Annotated in this window: 18 protein-coding genes; 9 read left to right on the top strand and 9 right to left on the bottom strand. The window is 71.4% G+C overall.

The window, feature by feature from the left end; translation table 11 throughout:
* Window positions 1–39: 39 nt before the first annotated feature.
* From ACGFYN_RS31770 to ACGFYN_RS31755, 4 genes are all read right to left on the bottom strand, one after another.
* A complete protein-coding gene (locus ACGFYN_RS31770) occupies window positions 40–1002 on the bottom strand; it encodes an aromatase/cyclase (protein ID WP_393869360.1) in 963 nt (320 codons plus the stop codon).
* A gap of 105 nt (window positions 1003–1107) precedes the next feature.
* Window positions 1108–1380 (bottom strand): acyl carrier protein, encoded by a 273-nt coding sequence (locus tag ACGFYN_RS31765; protein WP_393869359.1) that lies wholly within the window; start codon window positions 1378–1380, stop codon window positions 1108–1110.
* Between the two features lie 52 nt (window positions 1381–1432).
* Window positions 1433–2653: a ketosynthase chain-length factor gene (locus ACGFYN_RS31760; protein WP_393869358.1), complete on the bottom strand. Its 1221-nt coding sequence runs from the start codon at window positions 2651–2653 to the stop codon at window positions 1433–1435.
* Window positions 2650–3918 (bottom strand): beta-ketoacyl-[acyl-carrier-protein] synthase family protein, encoded by a 1269-nt coding sequence (locus ACGFYN_RS31755; protein WP_393869357.1) that lies wholly within the window; start codon window positions 3916–3918, stop codon window positions 2650–2652. Before ACGFYN_RS31755 ends, ACGFYN_RS31760 begins: the two co-directional genes overlap by 4 nt.
* A gap of 298 nt (window positions 3919–4216) precedes the next feature.
* On the opposite strand from ACGFYN_RS31755, the gene ACGFYN_RS31750 reads away from it, so the two are divergent.
* Window positions 4217–5362, top strand: coding sequence for an acyl-CoA dehydrogenase family protein (locus tag ACGFYN_RS31750; protein ID WP_393869356.1), 1146 nt, complete (start codon window positions 4217–4219; stop codon window positions 5360–5362).
* A 71-nt stretch (window positions 5363–5433) separates the two neighbouring features.
* Here the strand turns inward: ACGFYN_RS31750 and ACGFYN_RS31745 are convergent, their stop codons facing one another.
* Complete coding sequence (locus ACGFYN_RS31745; protein ID WP_393869355.1) at window positions 5434–5799, bottom strand: ArsR/SmtB family transcription factor; 366 nt, start codon at window positions 5797–5799, stop codon at window positions 5434–5436.
* 133 nt (window positions 5800–5932) lie between these two features.
* On the opposite strand from ACGFYN_RS31745, the gene ACGFYN_RS31740 reads away from it, so the two are divergent.
* The 6 genes from ACGFYN_RS31740 (at window position 5933) to ACGFYN_RS31715 (ending at window position 12120) form a co-directional block, all read left to right on the top strand.
* Complete coding sequence (locus tag ACGFYN_RS31740; RefSeq protein WP_393869354.1) at window positions 5933–7393, top strand: MFS transporter; 1461 nt, start codon at window positions 5933–5935, stop codon at window positions 7391–7393.
* Window positions 7394–7417: 24 nt separating this feature from the next.
* A complete protein-coding gene (locus ACGFYN_RS31735; protein WP_393869353.1) occupies window positions 7418–8341 on the top strand; it encodes a zinc-binding dehydrogenase in 924 nt (307 codons plus the stop codon).
* Between the two features lie 86 nt (window positions 8342–8427).
* Window positions 8428–8916 carry a cupin domain-containing protein gene (locus ACGFYN_RS31730; protein WP_393869352.1) on the top strand — a complete coding sequence of 163 codons (489 nt, stop codon included), beginning with the start codon at window positions 8428–8430 and terminating at the stop codon, window positions 8914–8916.
* Between the two features lie 47 nt (window positions 8917–8963).
* Window positions 8964–9716, top strand: a complete 753-nt coding sequence (locus ACGFYN_RS31725; protein WP_393869351.1) for an SDR family oxidoreductase — start codon at window positions 8964–8966, stop codon at window positions 9714–9716.
* Between the two features lie 35 nt (window positions 9717–9751).
* Window positions 9752–10747 (top strand): zinc-binding alcohol dehydrogenase family protein, encoded by a 996-nt coding sequence (locus ACGFYN_RS31720; RefSeq protein ID WP_393869350.1) that lies wholly within the window; start codon window positions 9752–9754, stop codon window positions 10745–10747.
* 191 nt (window positions 10748–10938) lie between these two features.
* Window positions 10939–12120 carry an acyltransferase family protein gene (locus ACGFYN_RS31715; RefSeq protein WP_393869349.1) on the top strand — a complete coding sequence of 394 codons (1182 nt, stop codon included), beginning with the start codon at window positions 10939–10941 and terminating at the stop codon, window positions 12118–12120.
* A gap of 17 nt (window positions 12121–12137) precedes the next feature.
* Here the strand turns inward: ACGFYN_RS31715 and ACGFYN_RS31710 are convergent, their stop codons facing one another.
* Together ACGFYN_RS31710 and ACGFYN_RS31705 are read right to left on the bottom strand one after the other, a co-directional pair.
* The gene (locus ACGFYN_RS31710; protein ID WP_393869348.1) at window positions 12138–12488 is read right to left on the bottom strand and encodes a MazG-like family protein; all 351 of its coding nucleotides are present in this window, start codon (window positions 12486–12488) and stop codon (window positions 12138–12140) included.
* A 22-nt stretch (window positions 12489–12510) separates the two neighbouring features.
* The gene (locus ACGFYN_RS31705; protein ID WP_393869347.1) at window positions 12511–13077 is read right to left on the bottom strand and encodes a DoxX family protein; all 567 of its coding nucleotides are present in this window, start codon (window positions 13075–13077) and stop codon (window positions 12511–12513) included.
* Between the two features lie 130 nt (window positions 13078–13207).
* Between ACGFYN_RS31705 and ACGFYN_RS31700 the strand changes: the two genes are divergently transcribed.
* Both ACGFYN_RS31700 and ACGFYN_RS31695 read left to right on the top strand, forming a co-directional pair.
* Window positions 13208–13534: a nuclear transport factor 2 family protein gene (locus tag ACGFYN_RS31700; RefSeq protein ID WP_393869346.1), complete on the top strand. Its 327-nt coding sequence runs from the start codon at window positions 13208–13210 to the stop codon at window positions 13532–13534.
* 67 nt (window positions 13535–13601) lie between these two features.
* The gene (locus tag ACGFYN_RS31695) at window positions 13602–14585 is read left to right on the top strand and encodes an aldo/keto reductase (protein WP_393869345.1); all 984 of its coding nucleotides are present in this window, start codon (window positions 13602–13604) and stop codon (window positions 14583–14585) included.
* Window positions 14586–14625: 40 nt separating this feature from the next.
* Here the strand turns inward: ACGFYN_RS31695 and ACGFYN_RS31690 are convergent, their stop codons facing one another.
* Together ACGFYN_RS31690 and ACGFYN_RS31685 are read right to left on the bottom strand one after the other, a co-directional pair.
* Window positions 14626–15330: an ABC transporter ATP-binding protein gene (locus tag ACGFYN_RS31690; protein ID WP_393869344.1), complete on the bottom strand. Its 705-nt coding sequence runs from the start codon at window positions 15328–15330 to the stop codon at window positions 14626–14628.
* A 94-nt stretch (window positions 15331–15424) separates the two neighbouring features.
* The gene (locus tag ACGFYN_RS31685) at window positions 15425–16885 is read right to left on the bottom strand and encodes an ABC transporter permease (protein ID WP_393869343.1); all 1461 of its coding nucleotides are present in this window, start codon (window positions 16883–16885) and stop codon (window positions 15425–15427) included.
* Window positions 16886–17013 lie beyond the last annotated feature (128 nt).

Raw genomic sequence — 17013 nt, 5'->3', positions numbered from 1 at the left:
ACGAGGCGCCCGGCCCTTTCGCTCGGGCCTGCGACCCGGTCAGTCCACACCGACCGTCAGCCGTGCCTGCGCGTACTCACCGGCGTGCATGAGAGTCGCCAGGCTGTTGCGGCCGAGGGCGTCGCGCAGATAGGCGCGTGCGTCGGCCAGGGTGCTGCCCTCGCCGAGCACCTCGGTGATGGCGGCCGGGTTGATCGCGACCGTGTGCGTGGCGGTGACCAGGGCGCCCCCCTCGGGGCTCTCGGCGAAGTCCCACCGGCCGCTGTGGCCGAGCAGCAGACGCGGCGCGACCCGCTGCTTGTACGCGATCCACTCCTGCGCACGGCACACCCGCACCGAACGCGTCGTGTGCGTCGACCCGTCCGAGGTCACCGTCTCCATCTCCAGGTCCTGCACACCGGCCGAGGGCTCGCTCAGCCGGACCCGGCGCACATGCGGCAGCCGCTCGGCCCAGTGCTGGGCCTGGTACACGAAGTCGTACGCGTCGGCGGCGGAGCCCGGCAGCCCGGCCGTGTCGGTGAACGAGAAGACCAGGTCGTCGACCAGGTGGCCGGACTCGGCGATCCGGCCGAGGGCGGCCAGTTCCTCGGGGCTGTTGCGGTCCAGGGCCTCGGTGATCCAGGCGACCGTGGCCGGGTCGTCGCCGACCGCGGTGAAGTGGTGGCGCAGGACGACTTCGGTGCGGCCCTCCTCCAGCTCACGGAAGAGCCACTCGCCGCCCATGGAGGCGATCGGCGCGCGGCTGCGCTCCTGTTCGAAGGTGACCCGCAGCGCGTCGGCGTCGAAGGTGCGGCGGGAGACCCAGCTGCCCACCTCACCGTTGACCACGGCCCAGATCTCGAAACGCTCACCGTGCTCGTCGTGCTCGATGAGGTCCACGTGCACGCTCGGCCCGAAGACGGCCGGCCAGCGGGTCACGTCGGCGACCAGGCCGTAGAGGGCACGGGCCGGGGCGTTGGCGATCAATGTGTGTTCTGTGCGGTACTGCTGACGTCGCGTCATGACACTGTGCTCCTCGGCAGAGGTCTTCGCTGGAAGTGAGGCCGGCTCCGGGCTCCTGCGGGGGATGTCAGGAGTCCGGAGCCGGAGCCGGAGGCGGTGACGGGGTCAGACGGCGGCCGACAGCCCGGAGTTGACCAGGCCGAGCAGGGCGCGGGGCGTCTCGACCTCGGTGATCTCGTCATCGGGGATACGGATGCCGTACTCCTGCTGTATCCGCGCGGCGCTCTCCATCAGCGCGAGCGAGTCGTAGCCGAGCTCCTCGAAGGGGACGTCGCTGATGTCGGTGGCCGGGTTGGGTGCGCCGTCGAAGCCCGCGCTCTCGATGAGGATCCGCCGAATGTCGTCGATGTTCAGGCCGGTGACGGTCTGGACGGTCATGAAGATCTCTCTTTCTCTGTGGATGCGTTGTGGCTGAGGTGGGTGAGGGAACTCAGGCCGCGCGGACCACGAGCGCCGAGTTGAAGCCGCGGCGACCGCGGGCGAGCACCAGGGCCGTACGGACCGGCACCTCGCGAGCCTGGCCGGTGACGAGGTCGAGGCCGTACTCCTCGGGCACGTCGGTGGTGTGGGCGGTCGGCGGGACGACGCCGTCCCGGAGGGCGAGCAGAGCCGTGGCGACGTCGAGCGGGCCGCCGCCGCCCGCGAGACGGCCGGTGAGCGCCTTGGGTGCGGTGACCGGGACGGCGTGGGCGCCGAAGACCTCCCGCAACGTCTCCGCCTCGGCCCGGTCCTGGCCGAGGGTGCCCGCGGCGTCGGCGAAGACGACGTCCACGTCCGCGGGGGTCAGGCCCGCGTCGGTCAGTGCGAGTTCGACGGCGCGCCGCAGGCCCGGCGGGCGTCCCGAGCCGGGCGCCGGGTCGAAGGTCGAGGCGTAGCCGGCCACCTCGCCGTAGAGATGCGCCGCACCCCGCCCCCGGGCCGATTCCTCGTCCTCGACGATGAGGATCGCGCCGCCCTCGCCCGGCACATGACCGGAAGCCTCGGCGTCGAAGGGCAGATAGGCGCGGGCCGGGTCGGACACCGTGCTGACCAGACCACCGGCCAGCTGAGAGGCGTAACCCCACGAGTCCAGGGCCGAGTCGACGCCGCCGGAGACCACCAGTTCCGTGCCGCGGCGCACGGTGCGGCGGGCGTGGCCGAGGGCGTCGAGACCGCCGGCCTGCTCGCTGACCAGGGCGGCGCTCGGCCCCCGCATCTTGTTGCGGATGGAGATCTGGCCGGTGTTGACGGCGTAGAACCAGGCGAACGATTCGTAGACGCTCACGAATTCGGGCCCGCGGCTCCACAGCTTGTCGAACTCGTTGTGGGTGAAGGCGAATCCACCCTGCGCGGTCGAGGTGACCACGCCCATGCTGTAGTCGGCGAGCGTGTTGTCCCCGCCGATGCCGGCGTCCGTCAGGGCCCATTCGGCGGCGACGAGCGCGAACTGGGTGGAGATGTCGGTCTGCGCGTGCAGCCGGTCCGGGAGGTGGTCCTCCACGTGGAAGCCGGTGATCTGCCCCGCCAGCCGGGAGGCGTAGCCGGCGGTGTCGAAGCGATCGAGCTCGGCTATGCCGTTGCTGCCCGCGAGCACCGACTTCCAATAGGCCTCCGTACCGAGGCCGTTCGGGGCCGCGACCCCGATTCCGGTGATGACCGTCCGCTTGCTCATGCCGTCACTTCCTGGTGTCGCTGGAGGACCATCGCGCTCTGGAACCCGCCGAAGCCGCTGCCGACGGTGAGCACGGCGTCCGTACGGTGTTCGCGCGCGGTGACCGGGACGTAGTCGAGGTCGCACTCGGGGTCCGCCTGCTGCAGGTTGGCCGTCGGGGGCACCACGTTGTGCTCGATGGCGAGCGCACAGGCGGCGATCTCGATGGAGCCGATGGCGCCGAGCGAGTGCCCGACCATCGATTTGATGGAGCTGACCGGGATCCGGTAGGCGTGGTCGCCCAGGCTGCGCTTGAAGGCCGCGGTCTCGTGCCGGTCGTTCTGCTTGGTGCCGGATCCGTGCGCGTTGATGTAGTCGATGGCGGTGGGGTCCAGACGCGCCTCGTCGAGCGCCCGGCGGATGGCCTCGGCCATTTCCCGGCCGTCCTTCTTCAGACCGGTCATGTGGTACGCGTTCGAGCGGGTCGCGTAGCCCGTGACCTCGGCGTAGATGTGCGCGCCGCGGGCCTTCGCGGCCTCGTACTCCTCCAGGACGAACATCGCCGAACCCTCCGCGAGGACGAAGCCGTTGCGGGAGTTGTCGAAGGGGCGGGAGGCGTGCTCGGGGTCGTCGTTCCAGGTGGTGGTCGCCTTGATCGCGTCGAAGCAGGCCACCACGATCGGTGAGATCGGGGTGTCCGTCGCACCCGCGATCATCGTGTCGGCGCTGCCCTCGCGGATCAGCTGGACCGCGTGGCCGACCGCGTCAAGACCCGAGGTGCAGCCGTCGGACACCATCGTCACCGGCCCCTCGGCGCCCACGGACCAGGCGACCTCGGCCGGCATGATGCCGGGGCTGAGGTAGTCGAACATGTGCGGGGACAGGTAGGCGGGGTCGACCACCGGCTGACGGCCGGCGTCCGACATCACCAGGTACTCGCTCTCCAGGCTGGTGGCGGACGCGACCGCGCTGCCCAGGCTGACGCCCAGACGGTGCGGGTCGCCCGCTCCGAGTTCGAGCCCCGAGTCGGCCACCGCGTCCCGGGTGCAGGCGACGGCGAACTGGGTGGCCCGGTCCATGCGCCGTATTTCACGCGGGGTGAAGCCCTCCAGCTCCGGGGCGAAGTCGACTGCGGCCGCCACCTGCGAGCGGAACGGAGAGGGGTCGAAGAACGAGATCCGCCGGGTCGCGGTACGGCCCGAGGTCAGCAGGTCCCAGAACTCCTTGGTGCCCGTCCCGCCGGGAGCACGCACACCGATCCCGGTCATCACCACGCGCCGGTTCATCGGACACCTGCCGGGCGGGCCGGAGCGTCGGAGGCTCCCTGGGTGCGGCCGCGGGTCGCTGTGCGGCCATCGGTCGAGCAGAGCATCGCGTTGCGTTCCTTTCGTCTGCGCCGGGCGGGAATCTCCCACCGCCGACGGGAAATCGCCGTTGGCAGCTTCGAAGCTGGGCCCGACGGCTCGAAGGCAACTCGAAGAAGGGTGGGGCGGGGCCGCGCCAGCCGTGCTCGAGGAGAACTCCAGCGGTGCGGACGAGGCTGGGTGACCGCTTGTCGTCCACCGACCGCAGGAGGTACTTCCGATGTCCGACGCCTCACCCGCCCGCGGCCCGGCGCCGACGGCGCGCGAGGTCGGCGAGCTGGCGGCCGCGCATGCCGCGAAGGCCGAACTCGACCGCAGGCTCGGCCCGGAGGTGACGGAGACGATCCGGGCCGCCGGCTTCGCCCGGCACTTCGTGCCCGCCCGCTGGGGCGGTGCCGAGGCATCCTTCGGCACGTTCGTGCGCGAGGTGGCCGACGTGGCCGCCGGTGACGCCTCGGCCGCCTGGTGCGCGTCGATCGCCGCAACCCTGGGCCGCATGGCCGGCTTCCTGCCCGAGGAGGGGCAGCGCGCCGTCTGGTCCGGCGGCCCCGACGCCTTCGTGGTCGGCGCCCTGATGCCGGGCGGCAACGCCCGTGCCGTGGACGGCGGTTGGGAGATCGACGGCAAGTGGGCGTTCCTCAGCGGGATCCACGCCTCCGACCACGCCCTTGTCTGCTGTCCGGTGCCGGCGGCGGACGGCGGCAAGGAGGTCCGCTTCCTGCTCGTGCCCCGGGCCGCCTACACCGTCGAGGAGACCTGGTTCACCGTCGGCATGCGCGGCACCGGCAGCGACACCCTCGCCCTGGAGCCCACCTTCGTCCCCCGTGAGCACACCTTCGCCCGTGCCGACCTGCTCGCAGGACAGCCCGTCGCCTCGGACGCGCACGCCAACCGCGTGCCGCTGAAGAGCGTGAGCGGCCTGTCCTTCGCGGCACCGGTGCTCGGCGCGGCGACGGGCGCGCTGCGCAGCTGGACGGGTGCGGTCGCGCAGAAGCGGCTCGCTGCGCCCGCTGCCGACCGGATCTCCGGCGGCCAGGACGCCACGAGTGAGCTGACCCTGGCCCGTGCGGCCGGTGAGATCGACGCGGCGCGTCTCCTCCTGGAACGGGCCGCGGCGGACGCCGACGCGGGACGGCCGTCGCCGCTGAACGCGGCCCGGGCCCAGCGCGACCACGTCCTCGCGGTGGAACTCCTGTTGGACGCGGTGGGCCGCCTGGCCCGCACGGCCGGCACCCGGGCCCAGAACGAGTCGGGAGACTTCCAGCGGTTCTGGCGGGACGCGAACGCGGCGTCGGGGCATGCCGTGCTCCAGTGGGAACCGGCGGCCCGGGGGTATGCGGGAGCGGTTCTGGACGGGACACCCTAGTGGGCCCGGTGTCCTTGTGCCGCCCGGTCACCGTGACCTCGCGGTCGCCCGACCGCCGGTCCCGGCAGGACCTACCGCGCCTTGGCCACCTCACGCCGGGCCGCCCGGACGGGCACCGGCTCGGCCGGCGCCTCCAGAACGGCGTTCAGCAACCCGGGGAACCGCGCGTCCAGCTCCTGCCGCCGCAACCGCAGGATCCGGTGCGATCCCTGCACCCGGGTCAGCGTGATCCCCGACTCGCGAAGGATCCGCTGGTGGTGCGACATCGTCGACTTGCTCAGCTCGAGACCGGCGTCCTGGCCCAGCCGGGTGCAGGACACGCCGTCGGCCGCGGCCACGGCACGGACCATCGCGAGGCGGGCCGGATCGGCGAGCGCGCCGAGCACCTTGGACAGGGGCAGGTCCTCGACCGCCGGGTGGAAGACCTCATCACTCATGCGGGCCAGCGTAGTTCACCGTTGCGCAGAGTTCCACATCCATCGTACTCTTCGATAATCGTCGCACAGTTCGATAACTATCGACCTCTTCGAAGTATTTGAAACTCGTAATGTCACCCTCCCTGGAGGCGCCATGACCACCCCAGATCCGCGCCGATGGCTGATGCTTCCGGTCATCCTGTCGGCGACTTTCATGTACGGCTTCGACCTCAACGTCATCAACGTCGCCATCCCCTCGCTCCAGCACGACCTGAACGCCGGCGAGGCCACGCTGGAACTGATCGTGGGCGGCTACTCCTTCACCTACGCCGCAGGCCTCGTCCTGGGCGGCCGGCTCGGTGACCTGCTCAGCCACCGGCGGATGTTCCTGATCGGGATGGCGAGCTTCACCCTCGCCTCGGTGCTGTGCGGGCTCGCGCAGAGCCCCGGCGAGCTGGTGGCGGCACGACTGCTGCAGGGGCTCACCGCGGCCGGAATGGTCCCGCAGGTCCTCGCCCTGATCACCTCGGTCTTCCCCGGCGAGGAGCGCATGCGCGCGCTGTCCTGGTTCGGCGTGGTCGCCGGGCTGGCCGGCGTCTGCGGCCAGGTCCTCGGCGGCATGCTGCTCAGCGCGGACGTGTTCGGTCTCGGCTGGCGGGTCATCTTCTTCCTCAACCTGCCCGTCGGCGTGGTCGTCGTCGCCTTCGCCCTGAGGCTGCTGCCCAAGGCCGGCACCGGCCGTCGCCCCGGACTCGACCCGCTGGGCGTGGTCGGCGTCTCCGGAGCGCTCGCACTGGCCCTGGTCCCGATGGTGCTCGGCCGGACCCAGCACTGGCCGCTGTGGACCTGGATCTCGCTTGCTGCCTCGGTGCCGCTGGGCATCGCCGCGATCCTGTGGGAGCGCCGGCTCGGCGGCCGCGGCGGCGACCCGCTGCTCGACCTCGCCCTGTTCCGCAACCGCAGCTTCAGCCTCGGCCTCGGCGTCAACGTCGCCTTCATGGCCTCGTTCACCAGCGGCATCTTCGTGCTGAGCCTGCTGCTGCAGTCCGGCCTCGGCCTCAGTGCCCTGCAGGCGGGCCTCGCCTTCGGGCCCATGGCCGTACTGGGCATGGCGGGCCCGGTGGCGGGACGTCGTCTGGTGCCCAAGATCGGTATCCGTGGCGCGATGCTGCTCGGCTGCGCGGTCTCCGCGCTCAGCATGGTCTTCATCGGTACGGCGCTGCAGGCGCTGGGCGGCGGCATCAAGGTCGTCTGGCTGATCGTCGGCCTGGCGCTGCTCGGGTTCGGCAACACACTGGTGCTGCCGCTGCTCATCGGAGCCACGCTCGGCGGAGTCCGGCCGCAGCAGGCGGGCGTCGCCTCCGGCATGCTGAACACGACCCAGCAGTTCGCCGGCACGGCAGGCCTCGCCGTGATCGGAACCGTGTTCTTCTCCGTGCTCGGCAGGTCCACCGGACGCGCGGACTTCGCCACCGCGGCGGAGACCGTCATGTGGATCAACCTCGCGCTGATCGTTCTGATGGCCGGGCTCACCGCACTGCTGACCCGGCCCGCGCCCAAGCCCCTCGCCGTGGCCGACAGTTCACCGGCGGTCGCGGCCGAGGCGTCGGCCTGAGCACCATCGACAGGGAGGGCCCGGATGCGCGGCTTCATCACCGACCGAACGGCGCGAGCGGGTCTCCGGCTCGCCGACGACCTGCCCGAACCGCGGCCCGGTGCCGGGGAGTTCCTCCTCGACGTACGCGCCTACGCCGTCAACCCCGGTGAGACGAAACTGATCGAGGAACGGCCGGACAACTGGCGTCCGGGACAGGATGTCGCCGGGGTCGTCCTGGCACCGGCGGCGGACGGCAGCGGTCCGCAGGCCGGCGCCCGGGTGGTGGCCCGGGTCGACTGGGAGGGCTGGGCCGAGCGGGTCGCCGTCCCCGTGCACCGCTCGGCCGTGCTGGACGAGCGGGTCGGTCTCGAGCAGGCCGCGACACTGCCCATCGCCGGCCTCACGGCGCTGCGCGCGCTGCGGACAGGCGGAGCCGTGCTCGGGCGCCGGGTCCTGGTCACCGGGGCCACCGGCGGCGTCGGCCAATTCGCCGTGCAACTCGCCCGGCTGTCCGGAGCGAGGGTCACCGCACACGTCAGCGGCGACGAACGGGCCGCGCAGGCAAGGGAGTTGGGCGCCCACGAGGTGGTCACCTGCCTGCGCGACCCGGCCCTTGGCCCGTACCACCTCATCCTCGACGGCGTCGCGGGCCCCCTCCTCACCGACGCCGTGCATCTGCTGGCCCCCGAGGGCACCGCAGTCGTCTACGGCGGCCACAACGGCCCGACCGAACTGCGCCTGCGTGACTTCGCGATGCGCGGCCACAACGCCCGGGTGCAGGGCTTCATCAGCGAACATCCGGAGGAGACCAAGGGCGAAGACCTCGCGATCCTCGTCTCCCTGGTCGCCGACGGCCGGCTGCGGCCGGTGCTCGGCAGAGTGGACGACTGGTCCCGCACCCCGGACGTCTTCGAGGCCTGGTCGAAACGGGAGTTCAGGGGGAAGGCGGTACTGCTGCGCGCCTGACCGCCCGGACTCGAGGCGGACTCCAGCGGCCGGCCCCACGCTCGTGACGACAGCCCAAGAGGGCTGCGCGAGCAGGGGAGCCGAGAATGACCGTCAGGCCCGGCAAGGTGATCGTGCGCGACGAGGTCGCGCCGGTTCGGTGGACCGTGGAGGAAGGGCGGATCCTGCTGCGGTCCGAAGACACCGGCGGGCTGTTCTCCTTCTTCGAACTCAGCACTCCGCCGGGCGGCGGCCCGCCGCTGCACCTGCACGAGGGCCTGGACGAGACGTTCTACGTCATCGAGGGCGCGTACGAGATCCAGCTCGGGGACCGGATCCACGAGGCCGGCCCCGGAACCCTCCTCCACGGTCCGCGCGGCATCGGCCACGGCTTCCGCAACATCGGCGACGGCGTGAGCCGGATGCTCTGCATCTCCACCCCCGGCGGCAGCGAGGCCATGTTCGAGGGCCTCGCCGAGCTGCTCGGCCGGGGCACACCCCCCGACCGCTCGGCGATCGAAGCCCTGGTCGCCCGGCACGACATCACCTACCTGGGCCGCCCCGGCGAGCCGCTCACCGGCGTCCGCGTCCGCTGAACCCCACCTTCCGTAGCACCCAAGTCCCGCAGAACAGGACACAGTTGATGAGCAAGGACGACATCTCGACCCTGCCCCCCGGCACCGTCGCCCTGATCACGGGCGCCAACAAGGGCATCGGCTTCCAGACCGCCCGCAAACTCGGCACGCTCGGCGCCACCGTGCTGGTAGGCGCACGCGACGAGGGCCGCGGGGCCACCGCCGTGGCCGTACTCGCCGCCGAGGGCATCGACGCACACGCCGTACTCCTCGACGTCACGGACCAGGACAGCGTCAAGGCAGCCGCCGACCGGATCGGCCGCACCTTCGGCAAGCTGGACATCCTCGTCAACAACGCGGGCGTCCTCCTCGACCACGGCATCCCGGTCGCCGAGGTCACCGCCGACCGGCTCCGGGAGACGTACGAGACCAACGTCTTCGGCACCGCGGCGGTCACCTCCGCACTGATCCCGCTGCTGCGCCGCTCCGGCCGGGGCAGGATCGTCAACCTCTCCAGCAGCCTCGGCTCCCTCGGCGTGAACTCGGCCGAGCCCGAACGCCTCGCCCCCTTCCAGATGCTGGCGTACAACTCCTCGAAGGCCGCCCTCAACGCCCTCACCCTCATGTACGCGCACGCGCTGAAGGCCGACAACATCAAGGTCAATGCCGCAGAGCCCGGCTACGTCGCCACGGACCTCAACGGCCACCAGGGCATCGGGACCGCCGAGGACGCCGCCGCGACCGTCACCCGCCTCGCCGTCCTCGACGACGACGGGCCCACCGCCACCTTCCAGTCCGAGACCGGCCACATCCCCTGGTGAACCGGACGATCCGTCCCCTCGTGAGGAGCAATCAGATGCGTGCCGTCCCTCTCGCCCGCTACGGCGCACCCGACGTCCTGCAGGTCGCCCCGGCCGATGTCCCCGAACCCGGCCCGGGACAGGTGCTGATCGCCACCGAGGCCGTCAGTGTGGGCTTCGCCCAGACCCAGATGCGCCGTGACTGCTTCCCCGCCCCGATGTGGAATCCGACCCTCCCGGTGGTGCTGGGCGGCGACGTGGTCGGCACCGTCGACGCCGTGGGCCCACAGGTGGAGCACATCAAGGCAGGCGACCGGGTCGGCGCCTTCCTCATGCAGGGCGCCTACGCCGAATACGCGCTGGCCGACGCGGCGACCCTGGTGCCGGTCCCCGACGGGCTCGACGCGGCGGCGGCGACGGTGCTGCCGGGCGCCGGGCCCATCGCGGTCGGCACGCTCGCGACCGGGCGGCTCAGGGCGGGGGAGACCGTCCTGGTGCACGCGGCGGCCGGCGGCATCGGCCATCTGGCCGTGCAACTGGCCAAGTTGGCCGGCGCGGGCCGGGTCATCGCGACCGCGAGTTCCCCGGCCAAGCTCGACTTCGCCCGCTCCCTCGGCGCCGACGCCGTGGTCGACTACACGCGGCCCGGATGGTCCGAGGAGGTCGCGGCCGCCGCGGGAGGCCGAGGCGTCGACCTGATCCTGGACAGCATCGGTGGCGACGTCCTGCTGACGGGCATCGGTCTGCTCGCGCCCGGTGGACGGCTGGTCTTCTACGGCTCCGCGGGCGGGGGCACCGAGGTGCCGAAGGTGCCGCTGCTGGAACTGATCGGCCTGAAGTACGTGACCGGCTTCTCCCTCTCGGCCTGGCAGCGGCTGCATCCGCGGCAGTACTCGGACGGTCTGGCCGAGCTGACGGCCCATCTGATGTCCGGCCGCCTCACGGCCGCGGTACACGCCCGCCTTCCGCTCGACGAGGCGGCCAAGGGTCACGAGATCATCGAGTCCCGCGCCCACCAGGGCCGTGTGGTGCTGCTGCCGCAGAGCGTCTGAGACCCTCCGAGATCCCCCCGGCCGACCGGCCGGGCCGCACCCCTCCCGCGGCCCGGCCGTCGGCATGCCCACGCTCTGTGGCGGTCACCGATCCGGAATCCCCAACGCCATCGGATTTCAAGGAGCGTTCAAGCCATCGGCAGCACAGTTTCCGGTGCCTCTCGTATCCACCTCCTTGGAGTTGATGCCTCATGGCACGTCCCCAGACCACCACCGCGGGCAGTCCGCCGGCCGGTGCGCGCCCCGCCTGGCTGCCCTCCCTGGACGGCATGCGGTTCGTCGCAGCGGTCCTGGTGTTCGTCTTCCACTTCGCCTACCAGATGCCCTTCCACGACAAGTCGGCCGCCGACCTCTACATGACGGTCTTCGGCAAGGCGGGCCCCATGCAGGTGGGCTTCTTCTTCGTGCTGAGCGGGTTCATCCTCACGCTGATCGCCAAGCCCGGTGAACCGGCGCGCAGGTTCTGGCGCCGCCGGGCCGTCAAGGTGGTGCCCAACCACGTCGTCGCCTGGGTGATCGCCGCGATCCTCATGGTCTGGCTCGGCATCTCCATACGCTGGCAGAGCGCGGTGCCGAACCTGTTCCTGATCCACTCCTGGTTCCCGCGCTCCGACACGTTCTTCAGCATGGACTTCGTGAGCTGGTCGCTGGCCGCGGAGGCCTTCTTCTACCTCTGCTTCCCGCTCTTTTTCCGCGCCGTCGTGGCCGTGAGGCCCGAACGCCTGTGGTGGTGGGCCGCCGGCCTGGTCGCCGGTACCTGGGCGGTCCCCTTCGTGGCCGAGCTCCTGCCCGCCAAGCCGATGTACTTCACCATCCCGGCCTACCGGGTCTGGTTCATCCAGATGGCACCGCCGGTGCGCGCGCTCGACTTCGTCCTCGGAATGGTCATGGCCCGCATCGTCATGACCGGCAAGTGGATCAGGCTGCCGCTCTGGGCGGCCATGACCCTGCTCTTCGGCGGCTATCTCCTCGCCTCGAACATCGCGGAGCCCTGGAGCTTCGTCGCGGCGACGAGTGGGCCGATCGCTCTGGTCGTCGCGGCCGGGGCCACCGCGGACATCAAGGGCACCTGGTCGCCGTTCCGCAGCAAAGTGTTCGTCAGGGGCGGCGAACTCGCCTTCGCCTTCTACCTGCTGCACTGGATGGTGCTCAACTTCGGCCATGTGGCGCTCGGTACGACGAAGTCGTGGGGCACGGCCGAGGCGATCGGTCTCTGGGTGTTCACCTTCGCACTGTCGTGGGGCCTGGCCTCGCTGCTGAACAGGGGCGTGGAGGAGCCGCTGATGCGCAGGTTCGCCCGCCCCCGGGTCAAGTCCGCGCCGGCTGCCGTACCCGACGCGGTCGAGGAGAAGCCCGCCGCTGTCGCGAGGTGACGCCGGAACCGCCGGCGCTACCCCTTCGGGGCCTCACGGTTCAGTGAGCGGTCCGTGACCCGGGCCAGATGCCCCATGAACACCTCCCGGGCGTCAGGGGTGAGCGTGCGCAGAGCCACCAGTGCCGTGATCACCACGTCGCAGAGCTCCCCCTGCACGTCCTCCCACGTGTGCGTCACCCCCTTGCGCGGGTTCTGCCCCGTCGCCCCGATCACCGCCTCCGCGACCTCGCCGACCTCCTCCGACAGCTTGAGCATGCGCAGCAGGAGACCCTCCTGGCCGTCGTGGGGGCGGTGGGCGTCCAGCCACGTCCACAGTTCGTCGATGGCGGGCCAGAGGTCGGAGGAGGCAGCGGGCTGATCAGTCATGCGGCCAGCCTGCCCACCCGCGTCACTCCCTGAACAGCGCCTCTTCCTCCTCGAACAGCGCCTGCTGCTCGTCCCGCTCCCCCTTCCGCACCCGCTTGTTCCTGGCGCCCACGACCAGGGCCGTGGCGGCGGCCGTCACGCCGAGGGCCGCCGGGACCATCCAGCCGCGGTCCAGGACGTGGCCGAGCGCGTGGTCGAGGGAGAGCCGGCCGGGGCCCGTGATCGCGAGGCCGGTGGCGGCGAGGGCCAGGGAGGCGGCGTACTCGTAGCCGCCCTCCATGGCGAAGAAACCGTTGGGGGCGTGCACAGCGGACGCGCCCACCATCGCGCCGGCCGCCGCCGCGCCCGCCGCCGGGGTCGCGAGTCCCACCGCCAGCAGCGCGCCGCCGCCGGTCTCCGCGAGGCCCGCCGCCGTCGCGCTCGCCCGGCCCGGCGCATAGCCGACGGACTCCATGAACTGGCCGGTCCCCTCCAGCCCGTGCCCGCCGAACCAGCCGAACAGTTTCTGCGCGCCGTGCGCCACCAGCACACCGCCGGTACTCAGCCGGAGCAGCAGCAGCCCCAGATCACGCCGGTCGTAACAGCTCATGGTTTCTCCCGGAACAGGCAGCAGGAACAGTCCCCTCCGCGTTTCCACCGTCGCACCTCCCACACCCCCGTACCCGCCCGCGCCGCCGTTCGGGTGGCGGCCGTGGGCGCGTGGTGTGAGTCTGGCTGCCATGACGATTCAGCCAGCCAAACTCAGCGATCCGGCCGTCCGCGCCTTCGTCGCCGCCGTCAACGCCCACGACCGCGACGGCTTCCTCTCCCTCCTCGCGGAGAACGCGACCATGTCGGACGACGGCTCCGACCGCGAACTCACCGAGTGGATCGACCGGGAGATCTTCTCCTCCAACGGCCACCTGGACGTCGACAACGAGTCCCAGGGCGGCCGCGCCCTCCTCGCCCACTACCGCAACGACACGTGGGGCGAGATGCGCACCCGGTGGAACTTCACGATCGGCGACGACGGCCGGATCTCCCGCTTCGAGACCGGGCAGGCCTAGCGGTTTTGAGAAGAGTCCGTACGGGGGCTTGTCCTCGCGCGCGCTCCAACTCTTAGCGTCTGTGGGCATGGAGACGAACAGAACCCTCGGACGCAGCGGTATCGACGTCAGCCCGCTCGGCTTCGGCTGCTGGGCGATCGGCGGTGAGTGGTCCACCCCGGACGGACAGCCCCTGGGCTGGGGCAAGGTCGACGACGAGGAGTCCGTACGGGCGATCCACCGCGCCCTCGATCTCGGCGTGACCTTCTTCGACACCGCCGACACCTACGGCGCCGGGCACAGCGAGCGCGTGCTGGGCCGCGCGCTCGGCAAGCGGCGCGCTGACGTGGCCGTCGCCACCAAGTGGGGCAACGTCTTCGACGAGGGCACCCGCACCGCCCTCGGCCAGGACGCCTCCGTGGAGCACGTCCGCGAGGCGCTCACCGCCTCGCTCGCCCGGCTCGGCACCGACTACGTCGACCTGTACCAGCTGCACGTCTCCGACGCCCACCCCGACCAGGGCGCCCAGCTCCGGGACGCCTGCGAGGAGTTGGTGGGGGAGGGGCTGATCCGCGCCTACGCGTGGAGCACCGACGACCCGGCCCGCGCCGCCGTCTTCGCCGAGGGCGCCCACTGCGCGGCCGTGCAGCACGCCCTGAACGTGTTCCAGGACGCCCCCGAGATGCTCGCCCTGTGCGCGGAGTCGGAGCTCGCGAGCATCAACCGCAGCCCGCTGGCGATGGGGTTGCTGGCCGGCCGGCGCCAGGACCGGCTGGAGGCCGGCGACATCCGCAGCAGGCCGCCGGAGTGGCTGCCGGGCTTCGGCGACGAGGGCACCGGCGCCGACCCCGACTGGCTCGCCCGCGTCGACGCCGTCCGGTCCGTCCTCACCAGCGAGGGCCGCACCCTCGCGCAGGGCGCCCTCGGCTGGATCTGGGCCCGCAGTCCGCGCACGATCCCGATCCCGGGCTTCCGTTCGGTGGACCAGGCCGAGCAGAACGCCGGCGCCATCGCCAAGGGGCCGCTCACTGCGGCGCAGTTGGCCGAGATCGACCGGCTGCTGGGACGGTGAACGGCCCCCGCGGGGGCGCGGCTCAGTAGCCCTGGTTGCCCTACTGGGCGTACTGCTGCTCGCCGTGGGCCCGCTGCTCCGTCAGCGTCAGCCGGCCCGCGTCGATGGTCGCCAGGCGCGGGGCGCGGCGGGCGATGGACGAGTCGTGGGTGACCATGACGAAGGTCAGCCGGTACTCGTGCCACAGGCCCTCCAGCAGGCCCATGATGTCGTCGCGGGTGCCCTCGTCGAGGTTGCCGGTGGGCTCGTCGGCGAGCAGCACCTTCGGCTTCTTGACCAGCGCTCGGGCGATCGCGACGCGCTGCTGCTGGCCGCCGGAGAGCTCGGCGGGCGCGTGGGCGAGGCGCTCGCCGAGGCCCACGGAGCGCAGGGCCTCGGCCGCGCGCTCCCGGCGCTCGGCCGGCTTCACCCCGAGGGGCACGAGCGCCGTCTCGACGTTCTCCTGGGCGGTCAGCGTCGGGATGAGGTTGAACGACTGGAAGATGATGCCGATGTTCTCGGCACGCACCCGGGTCAGCTTGGTCTCGCTGATCCGCGCGAGGTCCACGCCGTCCAGTTCGACGCTGCCCTCGGTCGGCCGGTCCAGACCGCCGATCATCTGCAGCAGGGTGGACTTGCCGCCGCCGGTGGGGCCCTGGATGACGAGTTGATCGCCGTCCTCGATGGTGAGGTCGATGCCGCGCAGCGCCTCCACCGTCTCCTTGCCGCGCGTGTAGCGCTTGGTGACGCCGGTGAGTCTGTACATGGGTTTCTCCGTGAGGGAAGCAGGCGTGAGGGAAGCAGGGGCGGGGCGCCGCGTCCCCGGGGGAGTGGAGGCGGCGCCCGGATCAGGGCGGGTGCTACGAGACGCTGCGCAGCGCGTCCGCCGGGCGCATCCGGGAGGCGCGCCAGCCGCCCATCGCGCCGGCGATCAGACCGCCGGTGACCGCCAGGGCCACCGCGAGCGCGATGGTCGTCAGTGAGACCGGGGCGGACAGGGCGATCTGCACGGTGCTGGAGGCGGACTGCCCGCCGGGGCCGCCGCCACCGGGACCGCCCATGCCGCCACCGCCGCCGGTGGTGCCGAGCTGCGCGGTCAGCTTCGGGCTGATCGCGGTGACCGCGTAGGCGGCCGCGAGACCGAGCGCGATGCCGAGGGCGCCGCCGATCAGGCCGTTCACCATGGACTCGCCGACGACCTGCCGGGTCACCTTGCGGCTCGGCCAGCCGAGCGCCTTCAGGGTGCCGAACTCGCGCACCCGCCGGGAGACGGCGGAGGAGGTGAGCAGCGCGGCCACCAGGAAGGCGGCGGCCAGCACCGCGATCGACAGCCACTTGCCGACGCTGGTCGCCAGGTCCGAGGCCGTCGACAGCGAGCCGGAGACCGTGGAGGCGAGGTCGGCGGAGGTGGTGACCGTCGTACCGGAGATGTTCTTCTGGATCGTCTTCTTGACGGTGCTGATCTGCTTGGAGTCGGTCGCCTTGACGTAGATCGTGGTGACCTTGTTCTTCGAGCCGGCCAGGGCCTGCGCCTGCTTCAGCGGCAGGAACACGTCGGTGGTGGACTCGCTGCTGTCGGGCGCCGCGATGCCGATGACCGTGTACTTGGTTCCGGAGACCTTGAAGGTCGAACCGACCTTGTACTTCTTCGACTTGGCGTACGACTTGCCGACCACGGCGACCTTGGCGTCGGTCTGCGCGGTCGTGAAGGTCCTGCCGGAGGTGATCTTCGACGTGGCCAGCGGGCCGAGGCCCTGGTCGGTGACGTCGACGCCGGCCACCGAGTACGAGTTGACGTTGAAGGAGGCGCCGCCGCCCTGGACCTGCGGCTGACCGCTTCCGCCGCCGCTGCCGGAGCCGCCGGGGCCGCCCTGCTGCGAGGAGCCCGAGGTGGACGTCTTCGCCTTGCCCTGGGTGAAGGAGCCGTCGACCTTGGTGACGTTCAGGGCGATCGCGCCGACCGCTGCGGACACGCCCTGCTGCGCGGCGACCTTGCCGACCAGCGAGGACGTCAGGGCCTGACCGCCCTGCGTCATGACGCGGTCGGAGCTCTGCTTGCTGCTGCTGCTCGACCTGGCGCCGAACTTGAAGTCGGGGCCCTGCGAGCTGCCCGCCTTGGGAGCCGACTGCGCCTTGGTCACCGTCATGTCGGTACCGAGGCCGTAGAGCGACTTGAGGACCTTGTCCTGCGCCTGAGTCATGCCGGCCGACACCGAGTTGACGGTGATGACCAGAGCGATACCGAGCGCCAGACCCAGTGCGATGACCAGAGCCGCTTTCTTTCTCCGGCCCAGTTCGCGCTTGAGATAGATGCCAAACATCCCGTTCCTCGAAGGTTCTTGGCGCCCGCTGTGGGCGCTGCCACAAGCTAGGGAGAAACCTTTGAGTCGGACTGAGTAAAAGGTGTGTCAGAGCTGAGAAAGCCGGGTTCCGGGTCAGAATTCCGTAA

This window comes from Streptomyces sp. NPDC048419, from assembly GCF_043200415.1.
In the GTDB taxonomy this organism is placed as follows: domain Bacteria; phylum Actinomycetota; class Actinomycetes; order Streptomycetales; family Streptomycetaceae; genus Streptomyces.
The sequence above is the reverse complement of the archived record's forward strand: the minus strand, read 5'-3'. Positions and strand labels throughout refer to the sequence as shown.